Source organism: Paeniglutamicibacter sp. GQ140 (genome assembly GCF_059759235.1).
Map to the genome: position 1 here is coordinate 1 of NZ_JCAXDW010000011.1, position 20261 is coordinate 20261.

19 protein-coding genes are annotated in these 20261 nt (G+C 67.8%); 7 read left to right on the forward strand and 12 right to left on the reverse strand.

Annotated elements, in window-relative coordinates; genetic code table 11:
- Window positions 1-191, forward strand: a 191-nt coding sequence (locus tag AC6CHY_RS14750) for an SH3 domain-containing protein (RefSeq protein ID WP_498227176.1), incomplete at its 5' end; no start/stop codon positions are given.
- A gap of 93 nt (window positions 192-284) precedes the next feature.
- On the opposite strand, the gene AC6CHY_RS14755 is transcribed toward AC6CHY_RS14750, so the two are convergent.
- Window positions 285-1463, reverse strand: coding sequence for an AI-2E family transporter (locus AC6CHY_RS14755; RefSeq protein WP_498227177.1), 1179 nt, complete (start codon window positions 1461-1463; stop codon window positions 285-287).
- Window positions 1464-1960: 497 nt separating this feature from the next.
- On the opposite strand from AC6CHY_RS14755, the gene AC6CHY_RS14760 reads away from it, so the two are divergent.
- Window positions 1961-3058, forward strand: coding sequence for an SH3 domain-containing protein (locus AC6CHY_RS14760; RefSeq protein ID WP_498227178.1), 1098 nt, complete (start codon window positions 1961-1963; stop codon window positions 3056-3058).
- Between the two features lie 118 nt (window positions 3059-3176).
- Here AC6CHY_RS14760 and AC6CHY_RS14765 read toward each other — a convergent pair whose 3' ends face one another.
- From AC6CHY_RS14765 to AC6CHY_RS14780, 4 genes are all read right to left on the reverse strand, one after another.
- Window positions 3177-4586 carry an NAD-dependent succinate-semialdehyde dehydrogenase gene (locus AC6CHY_RS14765; RefSeq protein WP_498227179.1) on the reverse strand — a complete coding sequence of 470 codons (1410 nt, stop codon included), beginning with the start codon at window positions 4584-4586 and terminating at the stop codon, window positions 3177-3179.
- A 217-nt stretch (window positions 4587-4803) separates the two neighbouring features.
- Window positions 4804-5868, reverse strand: coding sequence for an aldo/keto reductase (locus AC6CHY_RS14770; RefSeq protein ID WP_498227180.1), 1065 nt, complete (start codon window positions 5866-5868; stop codon window positions 4804-4806).
- Between the two features lie 319 nt (window positions 5869-6187).
- A complete protein-coding gene (locus AC6CHY_RS14775; protein ID WP_217387626.1) occupies window positions 6188-6325 on the reverse strand; it encodes a hypothetical protein in 138 nt (45 codons plus the stop codon).
- A gap of 281 nt (window positions 6326-6606) precedes the next feature.
- A complete protein-coding gene (locus AC6CHY_RS14780; protein ID WP_498227181.1) occupies window positions 6607-7794 on the reverse strand; it encodes an acetyl-CoA C-acyltransferase in 1188 nt (395 codons plus the stop codon).
- Window positions 7795-7847: 53 nt separating this feature from the next.
- Between AC6CHY_RS14780 and AC6CHY_RS14785 the strand changes: the two genes are divergently transcribed.
- Window positions 7848-8639 carry an alpha/beta fold hydrolase gene (locus tag AC6CHY_RS14785; RefSeq protein ID WP_498227182.1) on the forward strand — a complete coding sequence of 264 codons (792 nt, stop codon included), beginning with the start codon at window positions 7848-7850 and terminating at the stop codon, window positions 8637-8639.
- 36 nt (window positions 8640-8675) lie between these two features.
- On the opposite strand, the gene AC6CHY_RS14790 is transcribed toward AC6CHY_RS14785, so the two are convergent.
- Window positions 8676-9203: a universal stress protein gene (locus AC6CHY_RS14790; protein WP_217387629.1), complete on the reverse strand. Its 528-nt coding sequence runs from the start codon at window positions 9201-9203 to the stop codon at window positions 8676-8678.
- Between the two features lie 151 nt (window positions 9204-9354).
- Here AC6CHY_RS14790 and AC6CHY_RS14795 point away from each other — a divergent pair, with 151 nt between their 5' ends.
- The 3 genes from AC6CHY_RS14795 to hrpB are packed head-to-tail and all read left to right on the forward strand — an operon-like array spanning window position 9355 to window position 13562.
- Window positions 9355-10137 (forward strand): ABC transporter ATP-binding protein, encoded by a 783-nt coding sequence (locus tag AC6CHY_RS14795; protein WP_498227183.1) that lies wholly within the window; start codon window positions 9355-9357, stop codon window positions 10135-10137.
- On the forward strand, window positions 10134-10868 hold the full coding sequence (locus tag AC6CHY_RS14800; RefSeq protein WP_217387631.1) for an ABC transporter permease: 735 nt from the start codon (window positions 10134-10136) through the stop codon (window positions 10866-10868). Before AC6CHY_RS14795 ends, AC6CHY_RS14800 begins: the two co-directional genes overlap by 4 nt.
- A 51-nt stretch (window positions 10869-10919) precedes the next feature.
- Window positions 10920-13562, forward strand: a complete 2643-nt coding sequence (gene hrpB, locus AC6CHY_RS14805; RefSeq protein WP_498227184.1) for an ATP-dependent helicase HrpB — start codon at window positions 10920-10922, stop codon at window positions 13560-13562.
- Between the two features lie 26 nt (window positions 13563-13588).
- Here the strand turns inward: hrpB and AC6CHY_RS14810 are convergent, their stop codons facing one another.
- The 5 genes from AC6CHY_RS14810 to AC6CHY_RS14830 all read right to left on the reverse strand — a co-directional run bounded on the left by AC6CHY_RS14810 (window position 13589) and on the right by AC6CHY_RS14830 (window position 18051).
- The gene (locus AC6CHY_RS14810; protein WP_217387633.1) at window positions 13589-13990 is read right to left on the reverse strand and encodes a peptidase; all 402 of its coding nucleotides are present in this window, start codon (window positions 13988-13990) and stop codon (window positions 13589-13591) included.
- Window positions 13991-14229: 239 nt separating this feature from the next.
- Window positions 14230-15060, reverse strand: a complete 831-nt coding sequence (locus tag AC6CHY_RS14815; protein ID WP_217387634.1) for an SDR family NAD(P)-dependent oxidoreductase — start codon at window positions 15058-15060, stop codon at window positions 14230-14232.
- A 371-nt stretch (window positions 15061-15431) separates the two neighbouring features.
- Window positions 15432-16664 (reverse strand): acyl-CoA dehydrogenase family protein, encoded by a 1233-nt coding sequence (locus AC6CHY_RS14820; protein ID WP_498227185.1) that lies wholly within the window; start codon window positions 16662-16664, stop codon window positions 15432-15434.
- 87 nt (window positions 16665-16751) lie between these two features.
- Window positions 16752-17345: a GNAT family N-acetyltransferase gene (locus AC6CHY_RS14825; protein WP_498227186.1), complete on the reverse strand. Its 594-nt coding sequence runs from the start codon at window positions 17343-17345 to the stop codon at window positions 16752-16754.
- A 22-nt stretch (window positions 17346-17367) separates the two neighbouring features.
- Complete coding sequence (locus AC6CHY_RS14830; protein WP_217387637.1) at window positions 17368-18051, reverse strand: TetR/AcrR family transcriptional regulator; 684 nt, start codon at window positions 18049-18051, stop codon at window positions 17368-17370.
- Window positions 18052-18251: 200 nt separating this feature from the next.
- On the opposite strand from AC6CHY_RS14830, the gene AC6CHY_RS14835 reads away from it, so the two are divergent.
- A complete protein-coding gene (locus tag AC6CHY_RS14835; RefSeq protein ID WP_217387638.1) occupies window positions 18252-18695 on the forward strand; it encodes a DoxX family membrane protein in 444 nt (147 codons plus the stop codon).
- Between the two features lie 28 nt (window positions 18696-18723).
- On the opposite strand, the gene AC6CHY_RS14840 is transcribed toward AC6CHY_RS14835, so the two are convergent.
- Window positions 18724-20238: a DHA2 family efflux MFS transporter permease subunit gene (locus AC6CHY_RS14840; protein ID WP_498227187.1), complete on the reverse strand. Its 1515-nt coding sequence runs from the start codon at window positions 20236-20238 to the stop codon at window positions 18724-18726.
- Window positions 20239-20261 lie beyond the last annotated feature (23 nt).

Genomic DNA, 20261 nt, shown 5'->3' on the forward strand with positions numbered 1-20261 from the left:
TCAAGGCCCCGGCAAAGACAAGGACAACCACCGACCGTCTTAACCTTCGTGCCGGAACGAGCACGTCGACACGGTCGCTGCTGGTGATCCCAAAGGGCAAGAAGCTCACCGTCAAGGCAACCCGAGGAAGTTGGACGCAAACCAGCTATTCAGGGAAAACCGGGTGGGTTAGCTCCAGGTACCTTCGCTAGGAAAAGCCCGAGCAGAGTCGGCAGTACCGCATGAAAATAGGCCGTGGAACCAACCCAGGAGGTAGGTTCCACGGCCTTTTTCATGGACGGTTTCTAGGAACCTTTTGGACGATCCAGCGTGGACTCGGAGGCTGCCGCGCGCGCCGCGTTGGCGTCCTGCGCCTTGGCCGCCGCAGCGGCCTCTGCATGCGCCAAGAGCTGTTCCGGGGTGACGTCCTCGGGCGTTTCCTTTTTCTCCGAAGCAGCACCAGGGTCGAGCCCCGGCAAGTCCCTGTCGGACCAGATCTTCACGATCGCCCAGGCAACGGCGGTCAGGGGGACTGCCAGCACTGCGCCGACCAAGCCGCCAAGCACCGTCCCGGCGGCGAGCGACAGCAGGATAACCAGGGCGTGCAGGTTCAACGCGTGGGCCATGACAACGGGCTGCAGGAAGTTTCCCTCAAGCTGGTTCACCACGATCACCGCACCCAAGACAATCAGTGCAACCACGGGGCCGTTGGTCACCAAAGCGATCAACGTGGCCAGGATTCCGGCAAAGGTGGCACCCACCAACGGGATGAAGGAGCTCATGAAGACCACGACACCCAGAGGGATGGCCAACGGGACCCTCAGGACGAGCAGGGCGACGGTAATGCCGATGGCATCCACTGCGGCCACGGTAGCCGTACCGCGCATGTAGCCGCCCAGGGTCTCCACGGTGCGCGCACCGGTGGACAGCCAACGGTGCATCTGGTGGTCAGGCATCCAAGAGAGGTAGAAGCCCCAGATCTTGTCTCCGTCCTTCAGGAAGAAGAACAGGATCACCAACAACAGAGCCAGGCCTGTGAAGAAATTGCCGGCGGCGGAGAGCCCGCTCAGGGCCCCGGCGCCAAACTGGGAGCTTGTCAGGAAGCCTGTAACTTGGTTGACGGCGTCGTCGATTTGCTCCTCGGAAATGTTCCAGGGCAACTGGTTCAGCATCCCCTGGAGCTTGTTGAAGCCTTCGACGCCCTTGTCCACCAAGGTTTGCCATTCGGCCAGCACCGAATACACCAGAGCGGTTCCGATGCCGCCGAGCACAAGCAGCGACCCGAGGAATACCGACCATGCCGCCAGCAGGGGAGACATGACCTTGCGCAGGAGCCGGACCAGCGGCCACAGTGCGCAGGAAAGAATCAAGGCAATCAGGATCGGCAGGGCAATGACGCTCAACTTCAGGAGGCTGTAGACGACCGCCGAGGCCAGGATCAGAACCACCAGCAATTGGATCGAGCGCGTGGCAATGCGGCCCAAGGGATCGATCCATATTCCGGACACCGTGTGTGCCGGGTGTGCGACGGCGGGAGACGCTGCCTGCGGCGGCGCGGGCGGATCCTGGCGTGACCTTTTCTTGAAACTGAGCTTCGCTGACATCCAGTGACTCCTCGCAATTGGCAACAGGTCTACTCTATGCACTGTGGGCACAGAGCAGATCTCCGAAATAACCTCTTAGCAAAAAGGTTAGTCTAATAATGTACTAGTGGGCGTCGAGTGCCGGGCATCCGACATGAAGCGAAAATCTAGTGGTCGGGGGAGCAATGCAACGGAGATCAAAAGGAGCCGGTTCAACATCGGCTAATCGGGCAGGGACGGCGCTGTTTCTTGGTACGGCATTGGTCCTTGCCGGGCTGGTTCCGGTGCCGGCACTAGCGGCACCGATGGCGGCTCTGCAGCACCCTGCTGCATCGGCCGAACTTGCCACAAGCATCCTGCAGCCGCCGGAGGTGGTTCGCGTCGGCACCCCAAGGATCGTGCAGACCACCGCAAACCTGAACCTGCGTTCGGCCCCCTCAACCTCGGGCCAGAAGCTGGCAACCATGCCCAAGGGCACTCGGCTGAGTGTGACCGCCACCAGGTCGGGCTGGAGCCAGGTGCGCTACTCCGGAAAAACCGGCTGGGCTTCCAGCACCTACCTGCGCACGGTGTCCAGGGCCATCAAGACCGGGGAGCTTGGCAAGACCACGGCCCGGCTGACGTTGCGGCAAAAGGCAAGCAGCACATCCACGGCCCTGGCCACGGTGCCCAAGAGCGGCATCTACACGGTCAAGAAGATCTCCGGCGGATATGCCCGGATCACCAGTCGCGGCAAGACCGGATGGGTTCAGGGAAAATACCTTTCGATCGTCGCCAAGAAGCCCGGCCGGGAAATCTACATCGACCAAAAGTACACCTCCAACCGCGCAGGCCTAACCGACCGGTACTGGACCAAGGTTTCCGGTGGCGACCTGTATGAAAGCGTGAACGGTAAGAAGCGCATCGGGGACATCCCGCGGAATTCCGTCGTGTACCGGGATGCGAAGATGGAAAAAACGGCCGGGTCGGTCAAGGGCTGGATCTTCGTGCGGACGCAGGGCATGAGCGGGTGGATGAAAACCAGCCAGCTGTCCCGCACCTCGAGGGCGCACACCACTCCGGGGAAATATTCGGCGAAGCAGGTACGGGCACAGAAGAACGGCAAGATCCCGGAACGGATGCTGGTGGCGATCTCCTGGGACAAGGAAAAGACGCTCATTGCTGCCCCGGCGCTCAAGGACCTGAACCGGCTCAACACCGCGTTCAAGAAGAAGTTCGGCCACAACCTCGACATCGACCTGGCATACCGGACCCGTGCCACCCAGGAGGCGTACTGGGAAGAACTGGGCCCGTATGTCGCAGCGCGCCCGGGAACTTCAAACCACGGCTGGGGAACGGCCATCGACGTGCCCGAGACCTACGGCTATTCCTTTAGGGGCAAGTACTACAAGTGGCTGAAGGCCAATTCCAAGAAGTACAACTGGGTGCACCGCAAGATCCTTGAAGAGGGTTCGCCCTACGCCGAGGCCTGGCACTTCGAGTACACCGGGCGCTGACATTCCGCAGGGCCGGGCAGACTGACGCATCGGCGGGGCTTTAACGGCGCTGGCCGCGGTTGGCATCCATCGAAGGGGATGCCAACCGCGGCCAGCGCGATCAGGTGATGGCCTGGAATCAGCCCGCCACGTAGAAGAGGCGCTTGTTGACGAACTCCTCCATGCCCAGCGGGCCCAGCTCGCGGCCGAAGCCCGAGCGCTTCACGCCGCCGAAGGGCATATCCGCTCCTTCGGCCGCCGGCGCGTTGACGTTGGCCATGCCGACCTGCAGGCCCGCGGCAACCTTGGCAGCACGCTCGGGGTCGGTGGAGAAGACCGCGCCGCCCAGGCCGTACTGGGTGTCGTTGGCCAGCGCCAGGGCTTCCTCGTCGGAAGAAACCTTGTAGACCACGGCCACCGGGCCGAAGAGCTCCTCGTAGTACGCGCGCATCTCCTTGGTGATCCCTGAGAGCACGGTCGGGGCCAGGTAAGCGCCCGGACCCTCGTGCAGGGTGCCGCCGGCGTGCAGGGTTGCGCCCTTGTCGACGGCGTCCTGGACCTGTGCGGCCAGCGCCTCGGCGGCACCACGGGTGGAGAGCGGACCGAAGGTGCCCTCGAGCTCGGCGGCCGGGTCGCCCGGGGTCAGGCCGCCGGCCAGCTTGGTCAGCTCGCCGACGAAGTCATCGAAGATGTCCTCCATGACGATCATGCGCTTGTTGGAGTTGCAGGCCTGGCCGGTGTTCTCCATGCGGGTCGCCCACGCGGTGGCTGCGTCCCCGGCAATATCCGCCGAGTCGAGGATGACGTACGGGTCCGAACCGCCCAGTTCCAGCACGGCCTTCTTCAGGTTCCGTCCCGCCTGCTCGCCGATGATGGCCCCTGCGCGCTCGGAGCCGGTCAGCGAGACGCCCTGGATGCGCGGATCCTCGATGATCGTGGAAATCTGGTCGTGGGAGGCGAAGACGTTGTTGTACACGCCTGCCGGCACGCCGGCGTCGTCCATGATCTGCTGGATTGCTAGGGCCGAACGCGGGCAGGTCTCGGCGTGCTTGAGCACGATGGTGTTGCCGAGCATCAGGTTCGGGGCAGCGAAGCGGGCGACCTGGTAGTACGGGTAGTTCCACGGCATGATGCCCAGCAGCGGGCCGACGGGCAGGCGCTGGATGATGGCCTTGCCGCCGCCGATGGTCTTGATCTCGGTGTCCGCGGCCAGGGTCGGGCCCTCGGTTGCGAAGTACTCGAAGATGTCCTTGCAGAACTCCGCCTCTCCCTTGGACTCGGAGAGGGGCTTGCCCATTTCCTGGGTGATGATCGCGGCAAGCTCGTCGGCGCGTTCGGCGAAAAGCTCGCCCACGCGGGCCACGATCTTTGCACGCTCGTTGATGTCGATGTCCTTCCATGCCTGGTAGCCGGATTCGGCCGCGGCAATGGCGTCCTGGACCTCGGCGTCGGTGGCGGTGGCGAATTCCTCGACCACGTCACCGGTGGCGGGGTTGAGGACTCGGTAGCCGGTGGAAGTCGGCGTCTGGGCGTTGGCGGTCACAGCCATGCTCCTTCTGGTAGTCACTGGGCGGCGGGAATCTTCGTTGCGCCCCACGTACCCGTCCATCATGTCGTGAAAACGACGATTTGTGAAGCCCGTCACGCATCAGGCGTGGTCATATCCGCCGTGGGTGAACCCGGAAGCTTCGGTATTCGTCGTTAACGAAGCAAAACCCTGCGAAATTCGAATGCCGCAGGGTTTTGCCGAGGATTGTTCCGAGGACTTAGCTAGTGGAAGCCTTGCGCCGGGCATCGATGTCGGCCTCGCCGGCAACGATCCTGTCGATCATGTCGAGCTCCTCCGCGCTGAACGCGGTGTTGCCCAGGGCCCCGAGATTCTCGTCAAGTTGCGCGGTCGAGGACGCGCCGAGCAGGACCGAAGTCACCCCGCCGTCGCGCAGCAGCCAGGCGATGGCCAGCTGGGCCAGGGACTGGCCGCGTGACTCGGCGACCCTGGCCAGGCCGCGGGCCTTGGACAGGTTTTCCCCGGTCAGGTGCCCGGCAAGGGAATTGCGTCCGCCGGAGGGGGTGGCCGAATCGTCCTTGAGGTACTTGCCGGTCAACAACCCTTGGGCCAGCGGGGAGAAGGCGATTGAACCCATGCCGTGTTCCACCAGGGTGTCCAGCAGTCCGTCCTCGACCCAGCGGTTGAGCATCGAGTATGAGGGCTGGTGGATCACCATCGGGGTGCCCATCTCCTTGGCAACGCGTGCTGCCTGTGCGGTGCGTTCGGGGGAGTATGAAGAGATGCCGACGTAGAGCGCCTTGCCCTGGCGGACCAGGGTGTCCAGCGCGCCGATGGTTTCCTCGATCGGGGTGTCCGGATCCGGGCGGTGCGAGTAGAAGATGTCCACGTAGTCCAGGCCCATGCGGGCCAGTGACTCGTCGGCCGAGGCCATGATGTACTTGCGCGAGCCCAGATTGCCATACGGGCCCGGCCACATGTCCCAGCCGGCCTTCGAGGAGATGATCAGCTCGTTGCGGTAGGCCTTGAAATCCGTCCGGAGCATGCGGCCGAAGTTCTCTTCGGCCGAGCCGTAGGGCGGACCGTAGTTGTTGGCCAGGTCGAAGTGCGTGATCCCGTGGTCGAAGGCGTGGCGCAGCACCTCGCGCTGGGTGTCAAAGGGGCGGTTGTCGCCAAAGTTCCACCACAGCCCCAGCGAAATCGGGGGGAGGACCAAGCCCGAGTTGCCCACTCGGCGGTAGCCGGTGGATTCGTAGCGGTCCGAGGCGGCCACATAGGGTGCGTGGGTTTCGGGAACGGGGGCATACCGGAGTTCGTCGGCCATGGTGGTGGTGTTCTCCTGGAAATTGTGGATGAAAACTCACGGAAGCGGGTTCGGCTCCCTATTCCCATTCTTGTCCCCAGGAGCCCCCAACGTCCACGACATCGGGCCCCGGGGCGCGGCGCGGCCGACATTGCGACGGGGTGTGGCCCGGCGTGGGCCGGTGGATGGCGATTAAAAGCGAAGAACCGGTCGTGGCGGCTAAGGAGGTGAAACTCCGCCGCGACCGGTTCTTCTGATCACTCGCACCTTGAGAAGGTAGCTTCAGCCTATTTTGGATATCTGGATGGTTGCTGAAGATTCGTTGTTAGTCAGCCGTGAGTCAGTAGTTTGACGGCGGGTCCGAGGCCGGGAAGGATTCGTCTTCCCATTCCTCGACCAGCGCCTCGTCGTGCTCGCTGGCCACATGTTCCGGTTCTGCGGCAGTTTCTTCTTCGTCGCCGATTGGTTGTTCACTCATCACGCGTACTCCTTGGTCCGTAGAACGTGCCGCCCCGTACTCGCGGGGTGCGGTATCTTCAGTTTGGTCCGAAGTGCCGTGCTTGTCGAGGGGCCTGAAACCCACGGCACCCGACCTTGCCCAAAACCCGCGTTAAGAGGTTGAGCACCGGTCGGAAGGCTAGGGGGATTTGCCTTGTGCCCGACCGGCGCTCTCATCACTCGCACCTTCATGAGGTAATAAAAACTCTAGTGAACCAACCTTTGCACGGGCTGTATACCGCCGGGTAACAACGTGTGAAATCAGCGGCGCAGGATCAGCGCATCGCCCTGTCCGCCGCCGCCACACAGGGATACCACCCCGGTGCCGGAACCGCGCCTGGCCAATTCCATGGCCTGGTGCAGGACCAGTCGCGCGCCGGAGGCACCGACCGGGTGGCCCATCGCAATGGCCCCGCCCTCGGTGTTGATCCTGGCCGGATCCACGCCGAGGTCCATGGCGGATTGCAGGACCACCGAGGCGAAGGCCTCGTTGATCTCAATCAGGTCAAGGTCAGCGACGTTCATTCCATCCTTGGCCAGGGCGGCGAGGATCGACGTGCTCGGTTGGGAGTGCAGCTGGCCGTCGGGCCCCGCGGTCTGGCCATGGGCACCGATCTCACAGAGCCAATCCAGCCCTGCCCGGCGGGCTGCGCCCTTGGAGGCAACCACAACGGCTGCGGCACCGTCCGAAAGCGGCGAGGAGGAACCGGCGGTAATGGTTGCTCCGGGATCCGAGGAAAAGGCGGGGCGCAGCGTGGCTAGCTGTTCTTCCGTGGCGTCGGGGCGGATTCCCTCGTCCGCGGAAACGACTACTTCGCCCCCGCGTCGCTGCGGGATGGTGATTGGTGCGATCTCGGCGTCGAGATGCGCCTTGGCCGCCGCCGCGCGTTGGTGCGAAGCCGCGGCAAAGGCGTCCTGGGCCGCACGCCCAATGCCCAGCTTGGCATTTCCGCTCTCGGTGGCCGAGCCCATGAGCTCTCCGCTGAACGGGTCGGCCAACGCGTCGTGGTTCAGCGAGTCCTCCAGCGGTCGGTCGCCAATGGCCACGGGTGTTCGCATGCCGCGGACCAGGTGCGGGGCGTTGGACATGGATTCCTGGCCGGCGGCGACGATGAATTCGGCCTCGCCGGCCCGGATCATCCGGGCGGCATCGATGACGGCGGTCAGCCCCGAAAGGCAGAGCTTGTTGATGGTCACCGTGGGGACGTTCCAGCCGATGCCCGCCTTCAGGGCAGCCTGGCGGGCCGGTCCCTGCCCGGTTCCGGCCAGAATGACCTGGCCCATGATGACGTGGTTGATATCGTCCGCCGCCACCCCGCTGCGTTCCAGGGCGGCGGAGATCGCATGCGCTCCGAGATCGGTGGCGGGCAGGGAGGAGATGGCCCCGCGGAACTTTCCAAAGGGAGTTCGCGCACCGCCAATAAGCACGGGGGTCAGGTCGTCATTCATGGATGTTTCCTTCGCTTGGGAAAAGACCGGTTCGGTGCCATAAGCTCATTCTCATGCCCCATGCAGTGAACCCGGTTGATGCCCAGACTATCTACTTTGACGCCAGCGACACAGGGGCCCCTCCGGTCCTGTTGCTGCACGGCTCGGCGCTCTCCCGCTCGATCTGGCGCGGCCTGGGCTACGTAAGGGCGCTGGAACCGGAATTCGACACCATCCGCATGGACCTGCGCGGGCACGGACGGTCGGGTAAGCCGCACGATCCTGCCGCCTACGCCATGGACCTGGTCCTCGAGGATGTCAAGGCGGTGCTGGCGGCGACCGGGCACGAATCGATCCACATCGTGGGCTACTCCTTTGGCTCGCGCGCGGGCCTGTCGCTGGCCATCAAGCATCCTTCCATGGTCCGTTCCCTGACGATGCTCGGGGGCACCCACGCCATCGAGGCCCAGCACATCAGCACGCTCTTCTTCGACGGCTACCTCGAGGCCTTGAAGACGAGCGACATGGACGCGTTCATCGCCGGCATGGAGGCCGGCGGCGGGAAGCTTGACCCTGCAACCCGGCTGGCCTTCGCTTCCAACGACGCCCTGGCGCTGGCTGCATACTTCGAATCCACCGAGGCCGGAAGCGCAGTCAGCGAGACATTGCTCCACCAGCTGGCCACCCCGACGCTGCTGATGACCGGAACCAGGGATGTGCCGCGCATCGATCATTCCCGCGTCATGGCCTCGGTGATGCCCAACGCCCGGCTGGTGGAACTCGCCGGGCGCACCCACGGCGGGACGCTGTTTCCGCCGCAGCCGATCCTGGACGAACTGCTGCCCTTCCTGCGCGCAAATTCCTGACGAGTGCCCGACTGCCGCCGGAGCCCGGGCGAGGGTTCAGGGCAGGTACGGGGCCGGCGGCGGGGACCGCAACACCAACGGTGGGACCACCAGCACGGGAATCTGCCGACGGGACAGGACGCGGATCAGCGTCGAGGCACGGAGCCGTGGGGCGGCGAAGGGAAAGCGTTTTCGCCGCGGGGAACCCACGACCAGAAACGACGTGCCCAGCTCCACACCGTATTCGCCCAGGGCCCTGGCCGGCTCGCCCACCAGGATGCGCAGCTTCCACGGCACCGGATAGGCCGCCAGGACCTCGCCAAGCCGTAGTCGCAGGCCTTCGATGGCCACCGAACCGAGTTCCTCGCGCTCGTCGCGGTGCAGGGAATCAAAGTCGATTCGCGTCTTGACGTTCCATTCGGTCAGGTCAAGCCCCGTGAGGGCATAGGCACACACCAGGTCCTGACGCAAGAGCGAGGCAAGGCGGGCCGCGGTTTCCAGGACCTCGGGATGCTGTCCCGGGAAGACGCCCACAAGCACCGGGGCGGCCGAACGAAGGGTGCGGGATTCCTCTGGCTCGCGCATCGTTTACTCCTGGAAATCAACCGGGGCGGGGGTTGATGCTTGTCTTGCCTCCAGTATGCCCGGGAGACCGGGAACATCGGTAGGTGCGGCACCGCACCCGGGTAGGCAACCACACCTTGACCGGGGACGGAACAGGGGCAAGACTCAAGAAATGGACGCACAGGCGGCGGCAATCTCGATCACAGGTTTGAAGGTCTTGCGCGGGAAGCGACTCGTGCTGCCCGGCCTTGACCTGCTGGTCCCGCGCGGCGAGGTCGTCGGGCTGCTGGGCCCCAGCGGCTGCGGGAAATCCACTCTGATGCGCGCGATCGTGGGCACCCAGGTCATTTCCGCCGGAACGGTGACCGTGCTGGGGGACACCGCCGGGTCCGCGGCGCTGCGCCACCGTGTGGGCTACATGACCCAGGAAGCAAGCGTCTACGAGGACCTGCCGGTCGCGGACAACCTGTCCTACTTCGCCAAGATCGTCGGCGCCCCGCCCGCCCAGGTTGCCCGGGTCATTGAACGCACCGACCTGGGCTCGGAGGCCAAGTCCATGGCCGCGGACCTCTCCGGCGGCCAGCGCAGCCGGCTCTCGCTGGCCATAGCGCTGCTCGGGGACCCCGAACTGCTCGTCCTGGATGAGCCAACGGTCGGGCTGGACCCGGTGCTCCGGGTGGCGCTGTGGGAGCTGTTCGCCGAACTCGCCGCCGAAGGCACCACGCTGCTGGTCTCCAGCCACGTGATGGACGAGGCCACCCGCTGCGACAGCTTGTTGCTCATGCGCGAGGGCGAGATCATCGCCAGGGAAACCCCGGAATCGCTGCTGGCGCGCACCGGCACCGACAATGCCGAGGACGCCTTCCTCGCGCTGATCCGCGATGCGGGGCAGCCGGGAACATCGGGGGCCGAGCCGCACGTTCCCAAGCACCGCGCCACGGGGGGGACCCCATGAACATCCCGCGCATCCTTGCCACCGCCGCGCGCGTGCTGAACCAGGTGCGCCACGACCACCGCACCCTTGCCCTGTTGCTGCTGGTCCCCGCGCTGCTGGTGGGCCTGGTCGCCTGGATCTTCACCGACACCCCGGTCTTCCCACGCATCGGCCCGGCTATGATCGCGCTCTTCCCCTTCATCGTGATGTTTCTGGTCACCTCCATCGCCACGCTGCGCGAACGGCGCAGTGGCACCCTGGAACGCCTGCTCTCCCTGCCGCTGGGCAAGGCCGACTTCATCATGGGCTACGCGCTGGCCTTCGGGCTGCTGTCGGTTCTGCAGACCGCGATCGCCGTCGGCTTCGCCGTGTGGGTCTGCGGGCTGGAGGTCGCCGGGAACCTGGGCCTGCTCTTCGCCGTGGCCATCGCCGACGCGCTGCTGGGGACCTCGCTGGGCCTGCTGGCCAGCGCCTTTGCGCGCAGCGAGTTCCAGGTGGTGCAGTTCATGCCGGCATTCGTCTTCCCGCAGATCCTGCTGGGCGGGATCTTCCTGCCCCGCGGCGAGCTGCCGCAGGTGCTGGAGGACATCGGGGACTGGCTGCCGCTGAGCCACGCCATCGATGCGCTGAACGCGGTGGCCCGCGACGACCAGGACGCGGGCTACATCTGGCTGCGGATCGGGTTCGTGGCCGCGTGGATCCTGGCGGCCATCGCGGTGGGGTCGATGACGCTGCGCCGCCGCACCCCCTGACAATCAGTCCCCGGTCCGGACACTGGATCCGGACACTGGATAATGGGGCGGGTGAGCACGCAGCAGATCCGGCAGGAAAATCCCCCACCCGACCACGGCTTCGACCTGGCAGCCATCGGGCGGGGCCTGGTCTTTGCCCAGTCCCTGCCCGAGCTCGCCGCCGCGCTGGAATCGGGCAGGGCCGGCGCCACCGCCGTCATCCAGGCCCCGCCGGGCACCGGCAAGACCACGCTGGTCCCGCCGCTGGTCGCCAACGTCGTGGCCGCGCGCACCGGGGCACCTGCCCGCATCGTGGTCACGCAGCCGCGCCGCGTCGCCGCCCGCTCCGCGGCCCGCCGGCTGGCCTCCCTGGATGCGGGCGCAGCCGCGAAGCGCGTGGGCTTCACGGTGCGCGGGGAAAGCACCGCCGGACCGGGCACGGTCGTCGAGTTCGTGACGCCGGGCATCCTGCTGCGCCGGCTGCTGGCGGACCCGGGGCTGGAAGCCGTCGATGCGGTCATCGTCGACGAGGTGCACGAACGCGGGCTGGAAACCGACCTGCTGTTGGGCATGCTGCGCGAGGTCCACGAATTGCGCGGGGACCTGGTGCTGGTGGCCATGTCGGCGACCCTCGACGCCCCGCGCTTCGCCCGGCTGCTGGGGGACGCGACCGGGACCGGGGCCGCCCCGGTCATCGACTGCCCCGCCGCGCTGCACGCGCTGGAAACCCGGTGGGTGCCGGCCGCCGCACCGCGGCTGACCGACCGCGGGGTCTCGCGCACCTTCCTCACCCACGTGGCCGCCACCGCCGCCGCGGCGCACACCGAGGCGCTGGGCCGGGACGGGACCATCGACGCGCTGGTGTTCGTCCCCGGCGCCTGGGAGGTCGCCGATGTCGCCGCGCAGCTGCGCACCCGGGTGCCGGGCACCGAGGTGCTGGAGCTGCACGGGCAGGTGCCCCCGGCACTGCAGGACCGGGCGGTCTCCGGGCGCGAACCGGGCGGGGCGCCGCGCATCATCGTCTCCACCTCGCTGGCCGAATCCTCGCTCACCGTCCCCGGGGTCAGGCTGGTCATCGACTCCGGGCTGGCCCGGGAACCCCGCCGCGACGCGGCCCGGGGGATGAGCGGGCTGGTCACGGTCTCGGCCTCGCGGGCCTCGAGCATCCAGCGGGCCGGACGCGCAGCACGCCAGGGCCCGGGCACCGTGGTGCGCTGCTTCGAGGAGAAGACCTTCGCCGCGGCACCGGCGCACCCGCGGGCCGAGATCACCGTTGCGGACCTCACCGCCGCCGCCCTCATCCTCGCCTGCTGGGGCGCGCCGGGAGGTGCCGGCCTGCACCTGCCCGAGGCCCCTCCTGCCTCGAGCCTCCAGGCGGCCACCACGGTGCTCGAACAGCTGGGGGCGATCGAGGAACACGGGCACGCCACGGCGCTGGGCCGGACGCTGGCCGGCATCCCGGCGGACCCGCGGCTCGGGCGCGCCCTGCTTGACGGCACCGCGCTGGCCGGGGCCGCCGCCACCGCACGCATCGTCGCGCTGCTGGCCGGGGACCACCGTGCCCAGGGCGCCGACCTTGCGGCGCTGCTGGTGTCCCTGCGCAACGGAGGGCACCCGGGCTCCGGCCCCTGGAAGCGCGAATCCGCCCGGCTGGAACGGATTGCCAGGCAAACGCCGGGCACCGGCGACTCTTCCCGGGGCACCCTCACCGGGGACCCTCTGGGCCTGGTCGTCGCCCTGGCCTTCCCGGGGCAGGTGGCCCGACGCGTGGAGAACGCCTCCGGCACCACCTACCTGTTGGCCTCGGGCACCCGGGCGGGACTGCCGGCCGGAAGCCCGCTGGGGCACCACGCCTGGATCGCCGTGGCCGAGGTGGCACGGGCCGCGGGACGCGACGCTGCGGGCACCGGCGCACTGATCCGCGCCGCGGCGCCGCTGGACGAAGAAACCGCGCTGTTGGCCGCCGCCCACCTGGAAACCGAGGCCGTCAACACCGTCTTCGCCCACGGGAAGCTCACCGCCCGGGCCGAACACCGGCTGGGGGCCATCGAACTTTCCAGCACGCCCATGACCCCCACCCGTGCCCAGGGCCGCGCCGCGGTGCTCGAGGCCCTGCGGACCAACGGGCTGGGCATGCTGCGGTTCTCCTCCACCGCCACGGCATTGCGCAACCGGCTGGCCATGGTCCACCGCGAGCTCGGCGACCCGTGGCCGGGGATGGACGACGCCTCGCTGCTGGAAACCGCCGAGGCCTGGCTGGCCCCTGAACTCGAGGCCCTCGCCGCGGGCAAGTCCCCGGGATCCCTGCACCTGGCCGATGCGCTGCGCCGCCTGCTGCCCTGGCCCGAGGCCACGGCCCTGGACGAATTGGTCCCCGAACGCCTGACGGTGCCCAGCGGATCGAAGATCCGCATCGACTATCCTGACGCCGCCGACCTTACCGCGCCTCCGGTGGTCGCGGTGAAGCTGCAGGAATGCTTCGGGCTGGCGACCTCGCCGGCGCTGGTGCGCGGGAGGGTCCCGGTGCTGTTCCACCTGCTCTCCCCGGCCGGACGCCCGCTGGCGGTCACCGACGACCTGGCGTCGTTCTGGTCGGGGCCCTATGCCCAGGTGCGCGCGGAAAACCGGGGACGCTATCCCAAGCACCCGTGGCCCGAGGACCCGTGGACCGCCCCGGCCACCAAGCACGTCAAGAAGCGGATGGCCGGCGCCTAGCCAACGCACGACGGCCACGGCGGCTCTCAGAGGTCGGTCAGTCCCGTGCCGATGTCGTCCAGGCACGTGGCGCGCTTGCCGGACGGTTTGCCCATGGACCGCCGGCAGGTGCACAGGGGGCCCTTGGCGGCGGGCATGGCCGCCCAGATGAAGCGCTGCATGCGGTTGTGGTTGCCGAAGTCCAGCACCGCACCCTCGAGCCGTGCGGCCAGCTCATGGCTCACGGTGATCGAGATGCCCTGGTCCACCGCCGCCGGAGCGTCAAGGGTGGCGGCGAGGAATTTCTTGGGCCGGGTCCGCGAGAAATACAGCCCCTGGGCGTGGCAGCCGCCCGCCCCCTGGTAGCAATGCAGGGAACCGCCGAACACGCCGACCATCTCAAGGGCCGCGTCGGTGATGGAGAATGTAGCCTGTCCGGGAATTGACACCGTGCTCTGTCTGTCCGTGGAACCGGGGGCCATGCACGGTCCTAACTGTTTATGCTGGTTGGCCTCACCATCCTTCCCCAACGAACGCCGCCCGGCAGCCGCGACACGGCGGTCGGGGCATTACCGGGCCCCCGCCGGATGGCCGGACGCCAGACCCACGGCGCCGTTCGGCTGCTTCCGGCCGGGCCGCGGCTGCGGGAGGAATCCGCTGGAGAACCACGGTTCGGCGAGGCCGCGTCTCAAGGAATCCGCAGCATGTCCTCGGACCGGTTCCAGAGCGCCTCGGCAAGCCGCCGGTCCTTGGCCTGGGGATTGGCCCGGGCCGCCCTCCGCCGGGTGAAGTATTCTCCCGACGGCCACGTTCCGTCCCTCGCCGTCGAAGCCAGCCAGATGAGGGTGTCGGCTCCCTTCCGGGGTGTTGCGAGAAGCTTGGAGATCAGCCGGTTTCCGTAGACGCCTTCCATGGAGCTTCCGGGGGCACGGGAGAACCCGGTGCCGACGATCCCCGGGTGGAACGCCGCGGTGGCCAGGCCTTGGCCGCCCTGGCGCCGGTGCAGTTCCCGGGTGAACAGGATTTGTGCCAGTTTGGCGTTTCCGTAGGCGCGCGTGGGGTCGTAATGGCCCTCCGCGTTCAGGTCGGAGAGGTCAATCCTGCCGTACAGGCGGTTGGCCAGGCTGGAGGTGTTGATGACCGCACCCCGGCACGAGGTCAGCCGGTCGAGAAGCAGGTGCGTGAGGAGAAACGGGGCGAGGTAGTTGACCTGAAAGGTCATCTCGAACCCGTCGTCGGTCACCTGCCGGGCGGGCGTGAAGATCCCTCCCGCGTTGTTCGCCAGGACATCGATTCGGGGGTGTCTCTCGAGCAGCAGTGCGGCGAGGGACCTGACCTCGTCCAGCTCGGCAAAGTCGACGAGGTAGTGGCGTGCGTTCAGCTCGCGCGCAACGGCGGCGGTTTTTTCGCGGTTTCTTCCCACCACGACCACCTCGTGGCCCAGCCGGGCCAGTGCCCGCGCTGCCTCGGCCCCGATCCCGTCGCTCGCACCGGTGATGACGATGGTTTGCCGGTCCATGCGGTTCCTTTCGAGGGAGGTGGAGCAGGGCCTCCACCGTGAAGCCTACGCTGGCAAGCCAGATGCAAATCAACCACAATCCGCGGGACGCCGGGCAGCTTTGCGCGCGGACGGCGGACGGACAACCACGCGGCAACACGTTCCGCCCGGCCGGTCATGGCCCTGCCAGGGCGTCGCCACAGCACAGTCAAAGTGCCGATGCCCAGGGCGGGAAGCCAAAGCGCAAACCGGCAGCCACCAGCGAACGCTGACCTGACATGGCCCGGGTGTCCCTGGGAAGCGACAATGCGTTCGGCGACGGCCCCGCCCGCAGGTGGCTCCGGCAGGCAGGGCCGCACGCGGCGTTGGCCCGGGGCCCCGGGGCGACGGATCTAGGCGAAGGCGGAGATCCCGGTGATGGAGCGGCCGATGATCAGCGCCTGGACGGTCTCGGTGCCCTCGTAGGTGTGGATCGCCTCGATGTCCGCAATGTGCCGCGCCACCCGGTGCTTCAGCAGGATGCCGTTGCCGCCGAGCAGGTCGCGCGCGTTGGACGCGATGCCGCGGGCCAGCCGGGTGCAGGTGAACTTGGCCAGCGAGGCCTGCACCGGGCTCAGCGTTCCGGCCTCCTCGCGCCGCGTCGCCTGCATGACCGTGAGCTGCATGGTGGCCAGCTCGGAGTGCATGCGCGCCAGGCGCTCCTGCACGATCTGGCTGGCTGCCAGCGGGCGGCCGAACTGGATGCGCTGGGCCGCGTACTGCACCGCGGTTTCGTAGCAGGCTGTCGCGTGCCCCACCGCGGACCAGGCGACGCCCAGCCGGGTGGCGAAGAGGACCTTGGAGGTGTCCTTGAAGCTGTTGGCCCCGGGCAGCACGTGGGAATCGGGGACGAAGACGTTCTCCAGGCGGATGTGCGCCTGCCAGATGGCGCGCAAGGACAGCTTGCCCTCGATGGTGGTGCCGGTGTAGCCCTCCCACTCCTGCTGCACGATGAAGCCGCGGACCTTGTCCTGCTCGTCGCGCGCCCACACGATGGTGATCCCGCCGACCGACCCGTTGCCGATCCACTTCTTCTCGCCGCTGATCCGGTAGCCGCCCTCGACCCGGACGGCGCGGGTCTCCAGGGACACCGAGTCCGATCCGTGGGTCGGTTCGGTCAGCGCGAAGGCGCCGAGCACCTCGGCGTTGGCCAGCTTCGGGCCCCACTCGGCGATCTGCCCGGGGGAGCCGCACTCGGTGATGGAGCGCAGTGCAAGCCCGGCCTGGACGGCGGCGATGGTGCCCACCGAGCCGTCGGCACGCGAGAGCTCCATGTTCACCAGCCCGGCGGCCAGGACGCTCATTTCCGCGTAGCCCTCGAGGCCCAGCCCGTCGCGCAGCAGGTCGAGCTCGCCCAGGCGCTTGGCCAGGCCCAGCGGGTAGTCGGAGTTGTTCCAGTATTCGTCGATGACCGGGCGGACCTCGTCCAGCCCGAAGGCGCGCGCCCTGTCCCAGTAGGCACGGTCTGCCGCGTCGATGTCCTCGAAGAGACCGGCCGGATCGACGTCCACCTCGCCCCAGAGTTCGTACTCGGGTTCAACGACACCGGCGGGAAAATCGGTGCTCAGGCTGGCTTCAGTGCTCATGGCGCGGTGGTGCCCTTTCGTCGGCAGCGGAAAAGTCGCTAGGGCATCAGCATACTGGAACTCAGTGTCAGGTCAAGAAACTGCGGTTCAGCCGTTTTGTGTGGCGCGCCACTGGTCCGCAAGCAGTGCGTAGGCGTATCCGTCCCTCCAGGTGCCGTCGCGGTGCAGGGCGCCGGCGACCAGGTGGCTCTCCCGGCGCATCCCCACGCGTTCCATGAGCCGCCACGAGGGCTCGTTGGCGGCAAAGCAGCGGGCGTGGACCCGGCGCAGGCCCAGATCGACGAAGCAGAGGCGCAGCAGGAGGGACACCGCCTCGGTGGCAAGCCCGCGCCCGCCGGCCGCCGGGTCCAGCGACCACCCGAGCTCCGCCTCGGTGCCCGCTGCCAGGTGCGCGACCTCGCGCTGGGACCATGCGTCCCCGAGGCGAACTACCGCCTCCCCGACCACGCTGCCGGCGGATTCCAAGACGAGCCTGTCGCGCAGGTGTGCCGGGTCGGTAAAGGAGCGGCGGTAGTCCGGAAGGTCGTTCCACGCGGAGGTGACCCAGCGGGAGGACTCCGGCAGCCGGCGGTAGGCCCACGTGGCCTCGGCATCCGATGCGGCGGCGGGGCGCAGCAAGAGCCGTTCTGTCGCCCGCGGCCAGCCGGGGAGGGAGTGAAGCCTTGAGCGTGGGGATTCCACCGTGGGGTGCCTCGCGTCCGGCTCAGCCGTGGGGGCGGTCCAGGGCCTCGCGCACGCGGGCCAGCACCGTCTCGGTGTCGGGGGCGCCGCCGGCGATGGTGATGACCACCGTGGTCGGCTCGGGCGCCGGCGCCGCGGCCTGCGGCTCGAGGGCCGGGGTGAACACGGCGCCCAGGGCCAGCAGCTCGCGTTCCAGCTCGGGGCGTCGGGTGTCCTCGGGGTGGCGCAGCCAGCGGCGCAGGTGGTCGTTGTGCACCGAGACCACCCCGGCGGCGAACGCGATGGACATCGCCCGGCCGTTGGGCAGCGAGTACAGCCCGCGGTCGCGCAGGTGGTTGCGGAACACCCGCTCATAGCGGTGGATCGAGACCAGCTCGCGGTCGCGCAGCGAGGGCACGTCCAGCAGCAGCCGGTGGCGCAGGCCGGCGGCCTCGGGCCTGGCGGTGTGCTGGTCGAAGACCGTCAACCCCGCGTGCACCAGCGAGGCCACCGGGCCGGCCGAGGAGGTGGCAAGCACGGTTTCGAGGTGGTGGATGATCGTCTCCATGTCGGCGAAGACCATCTCTTCCTTGGAGCCGAAGCGGCGGAAGAAGGTGGAACGCGAGATGCCCGCCGCCTGGGCCAGCGCATCGACGCTCGTGGCGTCGAAGCCCTTTTCGACGAGCAGGCGCAGTGCGGCATCGGGCACCGCGGAGGAGGTGATCATGCACGAGAATCTAGCACGCCGCCGGTTTTCGGCGCCCCCTTGGCGACACCCGATTCCAGGAATGTGCTCCAAGCCACATCTGCCGCCGGTGCCCGTAGTTGTCCTGCGCCACACCGGGGGAGCTCTAGCCGTAGCGGAGGGCCTAACCATAGGGTGGGAAGAGAAGTAGCAGAACCGCGACCACGACCAGGAGAAACCACATGGGCTTCAACATTGCCAACGCCGCACTACGACTCGTCTCGGGGGCCTACATCCTCAACAGCGGCATCGGGAAGCTGCGGATGCCCGCCGAGTCGGCCGAGGGCCTGCAGTCCATGGCCTCCAACGCCATCCCGCAGGTCGAAAAGGTCGAACCAGCCGTCTTCGCCAAGGCGCTTGCCTTCGGGGAAATCGCCGTGGGCTCGGCCCTGCTGACCCCGTTCATCCCCTCGCGCCTGGCCGGCCTGGGACTGGGTGCCTTCGCGGCCGGCCTGGTCGCCACGTACCTGAAGACCCCGGGGCTGACCGAGTCCGACGGCATCCGCCCGACGCCCAACGGAGTGCCGATGGCCAAGGACTTCTGGCTGGCCGGCATCGCCGCCGCCCTGGTCTTCGGCCGCGGCAAGGCCAAGACCAAGATCAAGGAAGTCGCCGCCAAGAAGTAGCGCCGGCGCCGCCAGGGGCGCGCGCGGCTCAGTTGCCGCGCGCGCCCCTGCGGAACATCGCGGCCACCAGGGCCGCGGCCATGGCCACGATGCCCGGCAGCAGCAGGGACTGGCCCAGGGCCAGGGAGAAGGCCTGGTGTAGGAATTCGGGCACCGCTTCCCCGGTTCCCGGCTCGGCCAGGGGCCCGGTAGCCACGGCTGCGGGACCCTGCGCCTCAAGCGCGGCAACCGCCTTCTCCGATTCCACGGCGATGCGCGATTCCATCATCAGCGCGATCAGCGCCGAACCCAGCACCGCACCGACCTGCCGGGTGGTGTTGTAGATCCCCGACCCGGCACCGGCCTCGGCCTGTCCCAGGTCGCGGGTGGCGGTCAGCGAGACAGCGGGCCAGATCATGGCCGAGCCCAGCCCCATGACCACCGGCGGCAGCAGCAGCACCCAGAACGGGGTGTCGGCGCGCAGGATCAGCCCGTAGGCGGTGATCGAGGCGCCAAAGAGGAAGAACCCGGGGATCGCGAAGTACTTGGCCTCCACCCTGCCCACGTTCTTGCCGATCACCGGGGCCAGGCCGCCGGCGACCAGGGCCATCGGCGCGAGCATCAGCGCCGAAAGCGTCGGGGTGAGTCCGCGCACCGACTGCAGGTAGAGGATCATCGGGAAGCTCATGGCGGTGATGGACAGCCCCATGAAGGCGATGGCGATGTTGGCGAGCGAGAAGTTCCTGTCCCTGAACAACCCCAGCGGCACCAGCGGTTCGGCGCGGTTGGCCGCCTGCCACCAGATGAACAGCCCCAGCAGCACCAGCCCGCCGATGATCAGGTGCCAGGAGCCGACGGGTCCCAGGAACAGGCCCCAGTCATGGGTGTTGCCCTCCTGGATGCCGAAGACCAGCGCAAACATGGCCACGGCGCTGAGCCCCACGCCCAGCCAGTCGAAGGAGTGTGCGTGGCGCGGCAGCTCGGGCACCTTCAGCAGCACCCGCCAGATCGCCAGCACGCCCACGGGCACGTTGACGAAGAAGATCCATTCCCAGCCCAGGGTGTCGACGAAGACGCCGCCGGCGATGGGGCCCACCAGCGTGGCGATGCCCGCCACCGCGCCCCACACGCCCATGGCCGCGCCGCGGCGGGCATAGGGGAACATCCGGGTTATGAACGTCATGGTCTGCGGGCTCATCATGGAGGCGCCCAGCCCCTGCACCACGCGCGCAACGATCAGCGTGGTGATGTCGCCGGAGAGCCCGCACCACAGCGAGGCGAGCGTGAAGATGACCAGGCCGATGAGGTAGATGGTGCGCGGGCCGAACCTGTCCCCGAGGCGCCCGGTGATCAGCAGCGGCACCGCGAACGCCAGCAGATAGGCGCTGTTGACCCAGATGACCCCGTTGATGTCGGTGTCCAGCCCGTTCATGATCGCCGGCATGGCGGTGGAGACGATGGTCGAGTCGACCAGGATCATGAAGAAGCCGATCACCAGCGCCCACAGGGCGCCCCAGGCAAGCTTGTCGGTCTGGGCATCCGTCACGCGCTGGTTCACATTCACCGCCCGAGTGTACGCCCGGGCGC